Annotated in this window: 9 protein-coding genes and 1 pseudogene; 1 reads left to right on the forward strand and 9 read right to left on the reverse strand. The window is 46.8% G+C overall.

Translation table 11 applies throughout. From position 1 onward, the window contains the following. From AACM02_RS03910 to AACM02_RS03950, 9 genes and pseudogenes are all read right to left on the reverse strand, one after another. Entirely contained in the window at positions 1-1,074 is a 1,074-nt protein-coding gene (locus AACM02_RS03910) for an isochorismate synthase (RefSeq protein WP_339116122.1), read from the reverse strand. After that, positions 1,071-1,436, reverse strand: a pseudogene (locus AACM02_RS03915) (PaaI family thioesterase); the annotation flags it as partial. The pseudogene AACM02_RS03915 and the gene AACM02_RS03910, both read right to left, overlap by 4 nt. A gap of 120 nt (positions 1,437-1,556) precedes the next feature. Next, positions 1,557-3,884, reverse strand: a complete 2,328-nt coding sequence (locus AACM02_RS03920; RefSeq protein ID WP_339116123.1) for a glycoside hydrolase family 3 N-terminal domain-containing protein — start codon at positions 3,882-3,884, stop codon at positions 1,557-1,559. Between the two features lie 155 nt (positions 3,885-4,039). Beyond that, positions 4,040-5,404 carry a glucoamylase family protein gene (locus AACM02_RS03925; RefSeq protein ID WP_332457161.1) on the reverse strand — a complete coding sequence of 455 codons (1,365 nt, stop codon included), beginning with the start codon at positions 5,402-5,404 and terminating at the stop codon, positions 4,040-4,042. Positions 5,405-5,406: 2 nt separating this feature from the next. Next, positions 5,407-6,219, reverse strand: a complete 813-nt coding sequence (locus AACM02_RS03930) for a LamG domain-containing protein (RefSeq protein WP_214062223.1) — start codon at positions 6,217-6,219, stop codon at positions 5,407-5,409. Between the two features lie 23 nt (positions 6,220-6,242). After that, a complete protein-coding gene (locus AACM02_RS03935) occupies positions 6,243-7,781 on the reverse strand; it encodes a RagB/SusD family nutrient uptake outer membrane protein (RefSeq protein ID WP_332457160.1) in 1,539 nt (512 codons plus the stop codon). Between the two features lie 103 nt (positions 7,782-7,884). Continuing rightward, entirely contained in the window at positions 7,885-10,941 is a 3,057-nt protein-coding gene (locus tag AACM02_RS03940) for a TonB-dependent receptor (RefSeq protein ID WP_339116124.1), read from the reverse strand. A gap of 214 nt (positions 10,942-11,155) precedes the next feature. Then, complete coding sequence (locus AACM02_RS03945; protein WP_339116125.1) at positions 11,156-14,029, reverse strand: hypothetical protein; 2,874 nt, start codon at positions 14,027-14,029, stop codon at positions 11,156-11,158. Positions 14,030-14,089: 60 nt separating this feature from the next. Then, positions 14,090-14,815 carry a hypothetical protein gene (locus AACM02_RS03950; RefSeq protein ID WP_214062263.1) on the reverse strand — a complete coding sequence of 242 codons (726 nt, stop codon included), beginning with the start codon at positions 14,813-14,815 and terminating at the stop codon, positions 14,090-14,092. A gap of 177 nt (positions 14,816-14,992) precedes the next feature. Here AACM02_RS03950 and dut point away from each other — a divergent pair, with 177 nt between their 5' ends. Beyond that, positions 14,993-15,427 carry a dUTP diphosphatase gene (dut, locus tag AACM02_RS03955; RefSeq protein ID WP_214062262.1) on the forward strand — a complete coding sequence of 145 codons (435 nt, stop codon included), beginning with the start codon at positions 14,993-14,995 and terminating at the stop codon, positions 15,425-15,427. Positions 15,428-15,494 lie beyond the last annotated feature (67 nt).

Genomic DNA, 15,494 nt, shown 5'->3' on the forward strand with positions numbered 1-15,494 from the left:
TTATTTAACGATGCTTGCCATTGTCTTGAGTTTCTGTTCCGTCTCCTTCCATTCATCCCGGAACGTAGAGGAGGCGAGCAGTCCGCTGCCAGCAAATAATGTGAGCCAGCTTCTTCCAATCTGCATGCACCGGAGGTTGACGTACAGGTTTGTCTCTGCCGACGGATCCAGTATGCCTAAAAAACCGGTGTAGTAACTGCGGTCGTACCCTTCATGATCCGCTATGAATTCAAAAGCTTTCTCTTTGGGAAGCCCGGATACTGCGGGAGTAGGGTGGAGCGCCTTTAACAAGGTTCCAATTTTCCGGTTGTCGGGAAGTGAGAAACTGAAGTCAGTCCGCAGATGGGCCAGGGCCCCTGCTTTGATGGTGTATGGGCCGTTTATTTCCGGAGCCAGTTGAAAGGACGTCAGTTGTTTCAAGATGTAGGATGTGACCAGGTGTTGTTCACGGAGATTTTTGTCGTCCCACGATACTTTTCCTGAATTGGGGTATCGCGTGCCCGCCAGGGCAACTGTTTTCCACTCGTTTCCTGAGCCTGCCAGAAGTATCTCCGGTGAGCTTCCCAGCCAGGTGCCGCTTTGGGGGGTATGGAGCAGGTATACAAAGGAGTGGGGATACTTTTCTGTCGCCCTGAAAAAGGATCGTCCCGGTGAAAAAGCCTCTTCCCTCTCCATCGTCCGATTCCTTGACAGGACCAGTTTTTCCATTTCACCGGTAAGAAGTGGTTCATGAAACCGCTGAAAAATAAGGCTGTAGTCGGATTTTTTGCTCTTTTTCTGTAACTCTGTATCCGTCTTCCCCCACTTTTTGTTCCTAAAGTTGGTGTTTGCCTCGCAGAGATCCGTACAATCGGGACGTATTAGGATGAGCGGCGACGAGGCCGTTATCCGGAAGGGTGCGATGACAAACCCGTGCTGACCGTTCAACTCTTCGACGTCGTTCAACAGCAGGGCATTTTCGCCGGTCTGCATCGCAAAACGGGGAGCCTGTTCTCCAGGTAGCCGGTATATTGCAAAGTAGGCATCCTGTTCAATCAGTGCATCCAGAGTCAGGTATTTCTCCTCTCCGCTCATTTTCGCTTCAGTATGCTATTCACCACACGGACAGTTGAAACCAACCTGCCTGCTGAAGTGAAGATGTCAATATTCCAAATGTGGGAGGAGCGTCCCTGGTGAACGAGCGTTCCTACGGCGTGCACCTGGTCACCTTCCTTTGCCGGTGAAATATGGTTGCCGCTGACTTGTATGCCTGCCGCCATCTCGTCCGGCGCACAAAGGGTTAACGATCCCTGTCCGGCCACCGATTCCGCAAGGGCCAGTGTGGCGCCCCCGTGCAACAAACCGAACGGCTGGCATACTCGTTTATCGACCTGCATTACTGCCTCCGTGCGGCCGGGAGACAGGTGTGTGAAGGTGATGCCCAGCGTATCCATGAGTGTACCCCGGTACGCGGCATTTATCGGATGTTGAGTCTTATCGTCCATGCTTTAATCTTTGTAACCTACAAAAATAGTGAATTCATTCGCATGAACATCTTAAGATTCATTAAAATGATGTTATCTCGCGTTATCCGGGGTGTTTGCAGAAAAACGAATTCTATTGCTGTTGTCTGCCGAACTCTGGGCTACCCACAGTACAAAATCGCCAGCCTCTGTCTTCTTCTTTCCGTCGGTACCGTAGAAAGCCAGGTCTTCGGATTTCAACTCGAAATTAACCTGCTTGGTTTCACCGGCTTTGAGGGCTGTCTTCTGAAACCCCTTCAGCTCTTTCACGGGACGGGTGACGCTGCCCACCAGATCGCGCACATAGACTTGTACCACCAGCTCTCCGTCAATGTCGCCTGTGTTTTGGACATGAGCCGTAACTACCATCTTGTCTCCGGTTGTCCTTATCGATGATTTATCTGCACTCACGTTGCTGATGGAAAATGTGGTGTAACTCAATCCGTAACCAAAGGGATAGAGGGGGGTGATGGAGGTGTCTAGGTAGTTCGACTTGTAATCGGTCGATTCGTTTGAAAGGTCTACCGGTCTGCCGGTATTTTTCTGGTTGTAATAGATGGGGATCTGTCCCACGTTCCTGGGGAACGACATTACCAGCTTTCCTGAGGGGTTGTAGTCGCCGGCTATCACGTCGGCAATGCCGTGACCGGCCTGTGTTCCCGGGAACCATGCCTGAAGGATAGCATCCATATTTTCATCTTCCCAGGACAGGTCGAGAGGGCGTCCGCTCAGGGAAATCAACACAAGGGGTTTCCCGGTCGCCTTTAACGCTTTTAACAGTTCACGTTGCGGCTCCGGCAGGCGGATGTCGGTTCGTACGGCGGCTTCACCCGACCAGTTGAAATCTTCTCCCATCGCGGCGATCACCAAGTCTGCTCTACGTGCGACGGACACCGCTTCGGCAATCTTGCCGGGCGTTGTTCCGGTGATGGAGGATCCTTCTGCAAAGAGCAACTTTACCGAAGTGTCTCTATATTTTTCCATGAGCCCTTTGAGAATAGGGACACTCTTATTACGGTCCCCCAGGCCGGCCCATTCACCGTTCAGGTTGATGGAGTCGTTCATCAGGGGGCCAATCAGCGCAACCGTCTTTCCGCTCTCTTTTGTGATGGGCAGTAGCCGGTTGTCGTTTTTCAGGAGCACCACCGAAGAGGTAACGGCCTTTCGTGCCGTTTCCATAAATTCCGGAGTCATTGTATTCTGTTTAGCGCGCTCTTCATCAAGATAGCGGTAAGGATTATCGAACAGTCCCAACAGGAACTTTATCTCCAGGATACGCCTTGCTGCGTTGTTGATCACTTCTTCCGATACTTTTCCTTCCCTCACCGATTGAGAAAGATATTTGATAAAGGTAGCACCGGTCATGTCCATGTCGATACCGGCGTTGACGGCCAGCTCTGCAGCCTGCTTCTCATCTTCGGCAACCCCATGAGGCACCAGCTCATTTATACCGGTGTAGTCGCTTACCACAAAGCCGGTAAAGTCCCATTCTCCGCGCAGTATGTCGGTCATCAGCCACCTGTCTGCCGTTGCCGGCACACCGTTGATTTCGTTGAAGGATGCCATCATCGTGCCCACCCCGGCATCTATTGCGGCCTTATAGGGCGGGAGATAAATATTTCTGAGGGTGTGTTCCGACAATTCGGCAGGGTTGTAGTCCCTGCCCGATTCGGCGGCACCGTAAGCTGCCAGGTGTTTTCCCGTGGCCAGCAGGGTGTGTAGCTCTCCCAGTGCCTTGCCGTCCGCTCCCCCCTGAAATCCGATGACGCGTGCTTCAGCAATCCTGCTGCCCAGGTAGGGATCTTCACCGGCACCTTCCATTACACGCCCCCAACGCGCATCACGAGCAATATCCACCATCGGGGCAAAAGTCCAGTTGATTCCGTCCGAAGCCGCTTCAATAGCAGCAATTTCTGCGGTTCTACGCATCATTTCCAGATCCCAGGAACAGGCTTCCGCCAGTGGAATGGGAAAGATGGTCTTGTATCCGTGGATTACATCCTGCCCGAAGAGGATAGGGATACCTAATCGTGTTTTTTCAACGGCAACTGCCTGCATTTTCCGTATACCCTCTACCGAGGTAGCATTGAAAATGCTGCCTACAAGTCCTTTTTCAAGGTAAGGCTTGAAGTCGTCCGACATAACCGGGCCCGTGATGGACCAATTAGCGGAGAACTGTGTCATTTGTCCGATCTTCTCCTCCAGGGTCATCAGGGCCAGAACCGAATCGACTCTTTTCTCTACATCTTTGTCGCCGCTGTAGCTCACCCACCTTCCTACACCTGATTTTCCGGCTGAGGGTGATCCGCAAGATGCGAACAGAATTACCACCAACACACCTGTCATTGAAATAACGCTTAGCTTCATGATCTCTCCTTTCATCAATGTTACTAGTCTTGTATCTTATTCATTCAAGTTTTGCATATTTGTATGCAGCTGAATTTTCAACCGGCAATGTCTCTCAGAATGAGTTTCTCTCGAAACATTTACAGGTCTTAACTTTAACTGAATACGTTTCAATAAGAACACACGAAAAGTCAATTATTCAAAAATTCAAATCCCAGGTTTTGAAGGCCTTTTTGTATCTCCGGGGCACCCATGAAGAGGTTCCACAGCAGTCCGCTGCGGTGGTTCTCAATCATCGGGGCAATGGTCAGTTGGTCGATGGCCAGGTACCTCTGTGGATACCAATTGTCCTGGATGCTGAATGCATCGTAAAATCCGTATTTTCCCCAGATACTGTCGCCCAGTTCAACATAGAAATGTTTTAACGCTTTCATCGATTCTTCGGGCGTATAAGGAAAACTGGATAAAGCCGCCGTTGGTGTTATGACGCCCAAATCATTCTTTACAGGCATATGCGCCGAGTATCCGTTCACCGAGTAGCTGGCGGTCAACCCCCAGCAATTCTCCCCGTATCCCTGGAATCCTTTGGGATTTTGTTTACAATAGTTATAATTGATACGTGCCTGGTTTGTATTAACCTCCCAGTAATCGGCGTATTGGTCTTTTAATCCTTTCGGGTTCAGTCCTATATACGAATAGTGCGCCCAGAAAAGAGGGCCGCCGTACTCTTCAGCACCGTTGTGTTTGAGAATAAGTGGCAACCCGTAGGCCACGGCACTGCTCCGGATAGCTCCACCACGGGCCCAGCCGTTGTGATAGGCCGAAGCGGAGATCGGGTGTGTAGGTGAGGATGCGGCCAGGATATAGGTAATGAGGCACTCGTTGTAACCCTCCAGCGGAAAATTCATCTCCCATCCGTATTCGGGACTCCAATGCCAGTATAATACATCTTTGCCGTTGAGGTACCAGTCCCATTCCATCTCCCGCCAAAGTCCGTCGATTTTGGTGGCCAGTTGCTTCTCATTCTCACTCCCGTCCTTGAAATACTCCCGGACGCAAAGCAATCCCTGCATCAGAAAAGCACTTTCCACCAGGTCGCCACCGTTGTCTTTTAGCCCAAACGGTTTCACTTTGCCGGTTGGGCCATGAATCCAATGAGGCCATATGCCGTGGAATCGGTCGGCTTTTGCCAGGTAATCGACAATTCGGTGTAACCGTGCTACGCCGTCGGTACGTGGAATAAACCCCCGCTCAATCCCGACAACAAGTCCGGCAATTCCAAAACCGCTGCCTCCGGTGGTAATTACATCGGCATCGTTTTCGGGATAGTTCCCATCAATATGCATGCGTTCCGGAGCTAATCCTGAAGTCTTTTCCGCTCCGTCCCACATATAATTGATGTGCGCTTGCTGGATAAAGTCGAGAAACGCCTCATCGGAAGCGAAAGTGAGCGGGCGTGTTTCCGGTTTGGGAGTTTCGTTTTGTTCGTTCTTCTTGTCGGAACATCCCGACAAGAGGATGAGCAGAGTGATAAGGGGTAAAAATATTCTGGTCATGACTATTCCGTATCGTGATTTACAATTTCCTTGATCTGTGATGCAGTCAACGCCTTATTGTATATCCGCAGCTCATCGATCAAACTGTTGTCCGAGAGGTGCCCCCATTCGTTGAAACGAGGTTCTCCCGATCCGATAGACATTATGTCACATCCGGCCCAGCTTACTTTTGATAAATCGGATGAGGCTACTTCCTCCCCGTCGATATAGAAAAACGCTTTTCCCTCAGTCAATACCAACGCAAGGTATTTCCACGGGGAGATGGTGGGATCGATGTCGGCTTTATCCCCTCCGTCAAGCCATCCGTCTGCAGTTCCGTTGCCTACATTGGCTTTGATTCGTTGTTTTCCCCCTGCATTTTCGCGGAATATCCGGAAACCCGATGTCCTGTTGTTTTGCGCATTTGCAGGCGCTCCTTCCGATACAGGACCGATCACGATGATACCTGCTCTGTCGGGACTGGCATTTACTTTATACCAGAATCCTACTGTTACAGCGGGTCCAAGCGCTGCCGGCATATCGGATAACTTAAAGGTGAGGTAGCTGTCTTTAGCTCCGGCATAGGCTTTTTCAACCTTTCCCCCCGCAAATCCGGGATTTCCTGTTATGGAAGCCTCTTTATTACTTCTAGCATCCTTATAATTGTCGTTGAATGTCATGTAAAATAGTTGTCCGTCTTCACTGATGGGCGGTTTCGGAGGCTCCTCAGGATAGTCGAACGGTGGATTTTGGCCCAAGTCCTGGAAACAGGAAGAGATCACCAATCCTAAAACGGTTATCAATACAAGTTGATAAATAAATGTTCTTTTCTTCATAATCGTGAGATATTATTTTTAGGTTAATAATTGGGGTTTTGTACCAACACGCCGTTCGACTTATCCACTTCTGCCTGTGGCAAAGGCAACAGAGCGTGTTTATCCTGATAATTCGTCTTCCCTGCAGCATGCAGTACCTCCCTGGCAATACCCCAGCGGACAAGGTCATAGAAGCGGTCCCATTCCATGGCGAGTTCCACTCTCCTTTCGTGGCGTATCGCATCGCGCATTTCTGCCTGGTCCATCGTGGTTATCTTGGGTAAAATATCCGCATTTCCGCCGCGGGCACGGGCTCGAACCATTTCCAGGTACTCCATGGCGTCGCCGGTCTGACCGAGCTCATTGGACGCTTCAGCCGCAATCAGGTACATTTCAGACACGCGTATCATGCGAATGTTCATCCAATAGCCAAACCGGTTGAACTGCGTGCGTTTAGCCGGATCAGTATATACTTTTTTGTTGTAATAGCGGTTCATTACTTCCTGAGCTACCGGCTTTTCACCGTAAGGCTTATTGGCCTGAATAGAATTAGGATCTTCTCCAGGCTTGAGAAAATAGAGCAAGGTTTCGTCTTTTCTCGGATCTCCGGCCTCAAAGGTGCTGGCCAGGTTGGGAGTAGGACAATTCCATCCCCAACCCAGGTCCCACATCCCGGCACCCCTCACGCCTTGTACCTGTGCATACTGACTCCCTATATCGGTGCTGCCCGGTAGTGCTGCTGTAGCGGTGCACTGCAATTCGAAAATGGATTCGCTTGAATTTTCACCGCTTTCCCGGAATATTCTGTCGAAAGGCGTGTTCAGGTCGTACAGGCCCGATTGGATAACATCGGATGACGCCTGGAGCATGTTAGACCAATCATTCCTTTGCATATATGTTTTAGCGTGCAGGGCACGGGCTGCCCCCCATGTGACACGTCCCAGGTATTTCGATTCCCATTGTTTCGGCAACAGGCTCTCCGCTTCGGTTAAATCTGCATCGATTTGAGCGTATATCTCCGCCTCCGTCGATTTGGGGATATTTGTTTCGGCGGCATCCTTGATCTTGAAATTTATCAACGGAACCTGGCCGTATGCTCTTATCAAATTAAAATAGAGGAATGCGCGGAAGAAGTAAGCCTCGCCTCTGCAGGCCAGATCGATTTCAGTCAACTGGATGCCGCCCTCTTCCGCCTCCTTAATGTTTGCAAGAACAGTATTTGCCGTGTGGATAAGGGCGTAGTTGCTCGAGTAATAACTGGCTAAATTGCCGTCTGAAGCGTTGTAGTTAAAATTATCGTACATGGAGGCCACGTCGGAACCATCGGAAAGTGTGCTTCCCTTCTCCACGTCCTCGCTACGAATGCTGTGTACGGCAAATGCTGGTATGCCGCCGGTTACTCCCCATCCTTTCATGCGGGCGTACAACGAAAATACATCCGTTTGAAAGGACCCGCCCGGATTATCCCCGTCAACCCATTTCCCCTGCGGCTCCTGATCCAACAGGTCGCTGCAACCGATTTGCGTTAATGCCAATAATCCCATAACGCAAACAGCTATTGATTTTTTTATTCTATTTTTCATACGATTCGTTTTTATTTCTTGTTTAAGTCTTGCGGGACTTGCGGTGACCCTTTGCACGGAAGCAACTGATTTACTCGCACGTTCCCTAATGTCCTGTTGTAGTTTAGAATGTTAGGTTTAATCCGAATGTATAGATTGCCGGCATTGGATAAGTGCCTCCATCAATTCCCGATCTTACAGCGCTTCCTCCAATTTCCGGAGTATATCCCGTATTTTTGTGCCAGGTCTTCAAGTTCTGGACATTGGCATAGATACGCAGTGATTTCAGGTAAAGCTTGTCCAGGAAAGATCCAGGAAAGGTGTATCCCAGTTGAAGGTTACGCAGGCGGAAGAAACTACCGTCTTCGATGTAGTAACTTGAATAGGCCCGGTTGATAGCTCTGCTTGGATCCAAAATGGGTTCCCAGTTGGACGTCCCTTCACCGTTCCACCTGTTCATGCGTTTAGTCAGATAATTGAATTGAGCAAACGATGAGGTGTCCCAATCGCGGTAGACCTCATTTCCGTAGACACCCATCATATCAACCCCAAAGTCAAAACCCCTGTAAGCTAGATTAACGTTCAAGCCGTAGGTATAGTCGGGAGTCGGCTTCCCAATCATGGTCCTGTCATCCTGATCAATTTTTCCATCTCCGTTTACGTCTTTAAATTTTAAATCTCCGGGTTTTACGGCAAATACATTGTTCGGTTCTGACTGCCTGATATCTTCGTTGTTTTGATAAATACCGTTTACCTGATAGCCATAAAAATAGGCAATGGGGTATCCGGCGACCGTTCTTGCCATACCCTCATAAATGGCATCCCCTTCATCACGACCAAGGGACAGAACCTTGTTTTTGATGCTGGTAAGGTTAGCACCGACGGAATAGGTAAATCCCGATTCTCCGATCTTATCGTTCCACAAAGCGGTTAACTCCAGTCCCTTGTTTTCGATATCTCCCAGGTTTTCCAACGAGTTAAAGGCTCCTCCACGTGAATCGAGCAATACAATAATATCCTTTGTCCTCTTGTTGTAGTAAACCGGCTCGATCCTCAATCTCTGGTTGAGCAGATTTATTTCAATCCCTGCTTCCCAGGAATAGGTTTTTTCCCATTTTAAATCCTGAACATTGTAGATTTTCGTGTATCCAGGGATTATGTTTTCGTTTGGACCAAACACAGCGCTCCCCACAGAAGTGAGTTCCGGATAAGTAGGATAAACACTCCTCCCGGTATTTTCTGTTCCCAAGACTCCCCAGGAGCCTTTCAGTTTCAGGTAGTCAATAACCCGTTGCTCTTTCATAAAATCTTCTTCAGACACTACCCATGCGGTTCCGAAGGAATAGAAGTTTTCCCACGTATTTCCCACTCCGCGGAACACCGATGAACCGTCGCGCCGGAAAGAACCGTTCAATAAATAGCGGTTGTCGTAACTGTATAATCCCCGCAGGAGATAGGACATTGTGAACCGTCTCCATTGATGGTTCTTATCGGTGTCGTATTGATTTTTAGCTCCATCTGAATTTAATGCCGTCAACCACCATTTGTCGTAATTGTCGTTGGGTACCGAAAAATATATTTTATCCAGTAACTCGCTGCGTTCACCCTCCAGCAATGAAAATTCACGATAATTGGTCGTTATACCACCCATCACAGTCAGCGAATGTACGTCGTCAAATGTGTTCTGATACGTCAAGATATGATCACCTTGCGCGGCATATTCCGTTGACTTTACTTGTGAGATGGATTGCCTGTCCTGAACATTTTCCTTGCCTGGAATATCGGGATTATAAAAATAGACGACCGGTGAAAAAGCACGCGCTTCGTTTATCGCATAATCCAGAGACAACGTTGTTTTGAAAGTGAAGTTCTCAAGGAGTTTCAATTCACCGTAGATATTTCCCGCCACCCTGTGGTTCACCCCCAGGTTGTGATTGCCTCTGATGTATGTCTCCACCAGTGGATTCCACAGTTGAGCGCGCTGAAATTCTGGCATGGTGTGCAGCAGACGCTCTGTCTTGTCGGTCAACGGATCTGTATAGTCGTAAAATGTTGGAGCAATGGGAGCTGCTCTTACAATGGACCCTACTCCCTTAGCGTCGGGAGTCTTGCTCTTCGCGCCGTTTACCTGGAACCCGAACTTCAGAAAATCGGTAACGTTGTATTCGCTGCTGAGGTTTACGGTGATTTTCGAAAATTTCTCCGTTTGGATGGAGCCTTCTTCCGAAGTGTATCCCAATCCCATGTAGAACCTGCTCCTATCTCCGGATCCGGTTATACTGATGTTGTTGTTCGTGATAAATCCGGACTGAAACATTTCATCCTGCCAGTCTGTGTCTGCACCCCAATAGCTGTAGTTATAAGGCTGCGCACCCTGATTATTTCGTTGCTCATCATACAGCTCCTTAAACTGAGCAGCATTTGTCAGATCGATTCTATCGTAAATCTCTTTGAAACCGAAAGAAGTATTCAGGTTGACAATGGTTTGACCCGCCTTTGCCTTTTTCGTAGAGATTATAATAACTCCATTGGCGCCGCGTACTCCAAAAATGGCCAGCGATGACGGGTCTTTTAATATCTCCATAGATTCAACGTCCGATGGATTAATATGGCTGATGTTATCCGAAAATAGCCCATCTACAATGTATAGAGGTTTGTATCCGTTAATGGAGTTTGTCCCTCTGATGCGAATTTCAGGATCTTGTCCAGCTCGCCCGGTGTTTACAATTTGCACTCCAGCAACCTTTCCTTGCAGCGATGCTAATGGATTTGCCGATGGTCTGTCTGCTATTTCACCGGCGCTCACACTGACAATTGAGCCGGTTAAGTCCCTTTTACGTGCGGTGCCGTACCCGATTACCACTACTTCGTCCAGGGCCTGAACATCTTCCAGCATCGAAATGTTGATGACGGATCGTCCGTTTACACTCTCCTCAACGGTCAACATACCGATATAACTGAACATTAACGTCGCATTGGCGGGTACATTAGACAGCGTATAATCTCCACCGATACCGGTAACCGTTCCGTTGGTTGTACCTTTCACCAATACGGTAACCCCTATCGCAGGGTCGCCTGTAGCTCCTTCTGTTACTGTTCCCGAGACGGTAATTGGCTGTTGGGCGGATAGGCCAACAAGGAATAACAGAAAGCAAAGAATGAGGATAGTTTTTAATTTCATGGATTCAAATGCTTTTAATTTGTTATTTAAATAATCAAGTTTCTGAACCAAATTAACGTCATTTTTATGCGCATACATAATAAAGCACCTCATTTAAATTACGTTATGTTGTATAACATGTTTTTAAAGGGTACTGTTTATATACGTTTTCATACATAAAATACAGTATATGAGCAGTATAAATAAGTGTTATTAATACGATAAAACGAAGTGGTTAAGTGAAATTAATCACAAAAGATACCAGGTTTTCTTCTTCTTCGAGGTTAAGTTTCTTTCTTAAACGGTATCGGGCGGCTTCAACTCCACGCAATGTCAGATTCAGCATCTTTGCAATTTCTTTTGATGAGTAGTTAAGGCGGAGAAGGGCACAAAGGCGTAAATCACCCGGTGTTAATACGGGGTATCTTTCGGTTAATTTGCGAAAGAAGTTTTCGTGGATAAGGTCAAAATTTTCTTGGAAAAACGCCCACTCGTCTTCTCCAGACAGGTTACTGTCGATCATTTTAACGAGACTGGAGCCGTTGGAGCGATATAATTTTCCGGTTCTGATGTTTTCCTGTATTTCCTTTTTCAGTTTATTGAGCAGTTCCTGGTGGTTGATGACCATCAGGGTGACATTCGCCAATTCTTTACTCTTGTATATCAGCTCATTCTGTAGTTTTTCGCTTTTCATCTCTGCAATAAGTTTTTCCTGGCAAGCCAACTGAGCGATTCTTTCTTTTTCCCGTTGTGCAAATATTTTATTCTTTCTCTTGATAACCATCCGGATGTATATCCGGATAAGATAAGTGAGCAACAATCCGGCCAGTGTCAGGTAGACCATAAGAGCCAGCGTAGTTTTGTACCAGGGATTTTTAATTTGAAACGGAACGGAAAGAGTTGAGAGAACTTCTCCCATATCATTTAACACCCTTGAATTCAATATATAGGAGTTAGCTGGCAAATTGGGATAGGTAATGGTGAAATCCGGAGCGGTTGCTATCCAACGGGTATCGTAATTTTCCAGAAAGCACTCTATGGTGAATTTTTTTTTGCTGTAATCGGGATATTGAAACTCGAACGTAAGGTTGTTCTCTGAAAAATTAATAACATTCCGCTTGTTGACCGGCAGGTTGTTCGGAGTATCAATCTTACGGTTGTAACTCTGAATCTTTGAAATCTCTAGACCGGGCAAGTTAACGTGAAATTTGTCGAATAGATTGTATTTCCCGATGCCGCCGTTTAAACAGAAATAGGATACGTTGTTTTTATCCACGTACATGTTCCCTCTTCCGGTGTTGGGAGGGTTGTTCAGAATGCTGAAGGGAACTTTGTCGGATATGTGGTATTTTCCAGTTGAAAATTTAACCAGCGTGTATTCTTCGGGCCTGAGAAACCAAAATGAGGTATCGTTAATGGTGACGATGTTCCTCGTGTCGGTAAGCTGTGGAAGTTCCTGATTCAATGGATCAAAAGGAGTGATTTTTTGTGCAATATCATCGTACGTGTAAAAAGAGTTACCATTAGTAAACACCATCCTTCCCATTAATTTCATGGTGCGGATGGGTTTTGTTGCCGTGGCGGTGCTGTCCAAGGCCGGATAAAACTCCCGCAATACTACCCGTTGTAACCGATCATCGAGCCGCAATCGGTAAAGACCCTTGTACATATGGGTTGCCCAAATGTTTCCGGCATGATCCTGTTCGACCTGATTGATCAGGTCGAAGAAATTATCAATCTTGTGGCTGTATACCCATTGGCCTTCAGTATTCCGGAGGTAGACCTGAAGGGCTGTATAGGTTGACTCCAACAAAAAATCCCTGTTGTGAATTCTCATGGCCTTTATATCCGTACCGCCGGTACTTTCTTCAGGAAGTTCTTTTTTTCTATTGTTTACGATAAAGGCTGTTCCTGTATTGTTACCGGTAATTATCTGGTTATCAAAATTCCGTATAAACCATGATTGGATATTGAAATCGGGAAGCAGGTAGATTTTTTTTTGTTCGTTAGCATAGGTGTAAATACCCTGATTGGTGGCTACATATAATTGATTGTCTTTTACAAGAATATCTTCCACGAGCCCTATATGGATATTTTTTGGTTCAAAAAAAGAAAGAGGGGAACTGGTCCGGATATGGGAAACGCCGTTGTCCAGAGCTGCCCAAAGGTTTTTATCTTCGTCGGTAAACAAACCCAATACCGTGTTGTTGTAAAGTCCGTTGTCCCGATTTAGTTGCCAAAGCAGGGATCCGTCTGTTTTCAAAGCATAAAGGCCATGTTTTAGCGTGCCCAACACAAGTACTGAATCTGATAATGAAGTTACCCGGTTTACGGTTTCACTTTTTAACTCATTGTCTACGGTCGTTTTTCGGCGGGATAGTTTTTGGGTCGTGAGGTTGAAAGAAAAAATCCCGCTTTTTGCAGTTGTCAGGTAAATTTCTCCGTTAAAAGGCAAAACCGAGACAACCTGGTCGTTATCGAATTTGTCTTTTGTCAAGAGTAAACGGAACCGGGTCCCATCGAAAACATAGAAGTGCTCGTCGATGAATTGCGCGTAAAGCGTATCCTCTGCCGTGAAAAAGTAGAGAGGAGCCGGAAAGGGTTTCTCAACTGTCAGAGAGTTGTCGGATTCGTTGTAAATAAAATAAGACGAGAACGTCTGAAAGAAAATGCGGTTTCCTACCTTGTTAATAGTCCAGACTTCATCGTTGTAAAACGTAAAGTCCTTTATCAAATGTTTCAGGGAGTGGTACAGAAGTTCGTTTTTTTCGTCTCTTTGAAAGAATCCGAATTCTTCAAAAGACCCTACATAAATCTTTTCCTTACCGGACGCATGGTCTATAAATATAGATTTAACAGACAAATGACTGGGCAACGGGGTCAGTTTCCAGTTCGCGCCATCAAAGCTCAGCAAGCCGTAATCATTGCCGACGTAGATCACTCGGTTTCTCCCCTGTGCGACAGCCCAGTTCTGATTCCCGGCGTTATAGTTATGAGTTGTGTAGTTAAAAGCCGGAGGAACAAAGGGTATGTCTTGCGCGAAACATGCCTGGAAGGTGCTTATCGTAATGAGCAGCAGCGCAAGTTGTTTGACAAGAAAAAATTTCATATTTTTCGCGCATAATTAGTTCCTTACTCGTTGCAGTCGGGAATAACCAAGGTGTATCGCCTATTTTTTCTCCAGTAACTGCTCTATTTCACTATCAGACAGGATTTTTACGTTTGTAAATAAAAATTTAGGATCAAGGAAGTTGCCGTATTGGTTTATTTCGTTTACGGCGGCGTTAATGCCTGAGCGAACGTCGGAATCGAGAGGAAAAAGCATTAACAGAGTGAAATAGTTATCCTTCATGTCGAATCTCTCAATTTCCACATCAGCCAACTTAAGCTGGAAGCGAAATTCCCGGTCCACAATCTCTTTTTGCAAATCGGTCAGGGGACGACGGTCGGTTGTGGTAAACAAGCCAAAGAAACGAAGTTTTTTCTCGTGGCCGCCCAGTCCCGAAGAGACATAGATTTGTTGTTGTCCGGACAGGTCGGAACTTAAGATTATCCGGCTGCCTACCAACGACATCGATGACCAGTTGAACAATTCCGGCTCGAGCGGGCTGCTGTGATAGGTCTCTATTGCCCGGTACGCGCCTACATCAGGAATGGATGCTAGCCTCGACAAGCTTTTTTTCTTCCTTTCAATGGTTTCATCGGCAGAAAAAAGAATAGCAATCTCTTCATCGCGTACAAAAGGAGTATTCTCCCGCCTCAACCGGTCGAAGTAACGGAAATACTCCATCTGTTCTTCAATAGGAACCAGGTCTTCCAGCACGTGAAACGACTCAATACCTTGTTCGCTGAGCGTCTGGCGTAAATTCTTCAATAAATCGTCTTGTTGGCTCATAGCGTTACAAAGATATGCAATTTTTTACTCCACGAAAATAATTGCTCCAAAAATTAAACCGTTTTTTGAAGGCCCAATTTCCTTAAATTTTATCAATTCGACAAATATTTGCGCATAAATGACTAAATTCGCAGGTTTAAACAAAATCCGTTTTGAGAGTCTATTCCTTAGGATATTATGCAGGTTAAAATTGTCAATAAATCGAAGCACTCATTACCCGAATATGCTACGGCTTTGTCTGCCGGCATGGATTTGCGGGCAAACATAGACGAACCGGTTACGTTGAGGCCGTTGCAACGGTCGCTTATCCCCACCGGGATATACATTCAGCTTTCCGAAGGATATGAAGCACAGATCCGTCCGAGAAGCGGACTGGCAGTTAAACACGGAATCTCCATTGTAAATTCTCCGGGGACGATTGATGCCGATTATCGGGGTGAAATTCGGGTGATCTTGGTGAATTTATCGGACGAAGACTTTATCATTAACGACGGAGAGCGTATTTGTCAGATGGTAATCGCCCGGCATACCCGGGTAGAATGGTTGCAGGTGGATGATTTAGATGAGACTGAAAGAGGCTCCGGCGGATTCGGACATACAGGTAAGCATTAGATGATTTGTAATAAGGATCAAAACGCGTGTTATGCGGAGGCACAATGTCTTGTGCCCTGCAATAGAG

It is taken from the genome of Petrimonas sp. (assembly GCF_963921705.1).
GTDB lineage: Bacteria > Bacteroidota > Bacteroidia > Bacteroidales > Dysgonomonadaceae > Petrimonas > Petrimonas sulfuriphila.

Excerpts from the sequence above, each read along its gene's own strand:
- AACM02_RS03910 (WP_339116122.1), bottom strand. The coding sequence starts at position 1,074 with ATGAGCGGAGAGGAGAAATACCTGACTCTGGATGCACTGATTGAACAG.
- AACM02_RS03920 (WP_339116123.1), bottom strand. The coding sequence starts at position 3,884 with ATGAAAGGAGAGATCATGAAGCTAAGCGTTATTTCAATGACAGGTGTG.
- AACM02_RS03925 (WP_332457161.1), bottom strand. The coding sequence starts at position 5,404 with ATGACCAGAATATTTTTACCCCTTATCACTCTGCTCATCCTCTTGTCG.
- AACM02_RS03930 (WP_214062223.1), bottom strand. The coding sequence starts at position 6,219 with ATGAAGAAAAGAACATTTATTTATCAACTTGTATTGATAACCGTTTTA.
- AACM02_RS03935 (WP_332457160.1), bottom strand. The coding sequence starts at position 7,781 with ATGAAAAATAGAATAAAAAAATCAATAGCTGTTTGCGTTATGGGATTA.
- AACM02_RS03940 (WP_339116124.1), bottom strand. The coding sequence starts at position 10,941 with ATGAAATTAAAAACTATCCTCATTCTTTGCTTTCTGTTATTCCTTGTT.
- AACM02_RS03945 (WP_339116125.1), bottom strand. The coding sequence starts at position 14,029 with ATGAAATTTTTTCTTGTCAAACAACTTGCGCTGCTGCTCATTACGATA.
- AACM02_RS03950 (WP_214062263.1), bottom strand. The coding sequence starts at position 14,815 with ATGAGCCAACAAGACGATTTATTGAAGAATTTACGCCAGACGCTCAGC.
- dut (WP_214062262.1), top strand. The coding sequence starts at position 14,993 with ATGCAGGTTAAAATTGTCAATAAATCGAAGCACTCATTACCCGAATAT.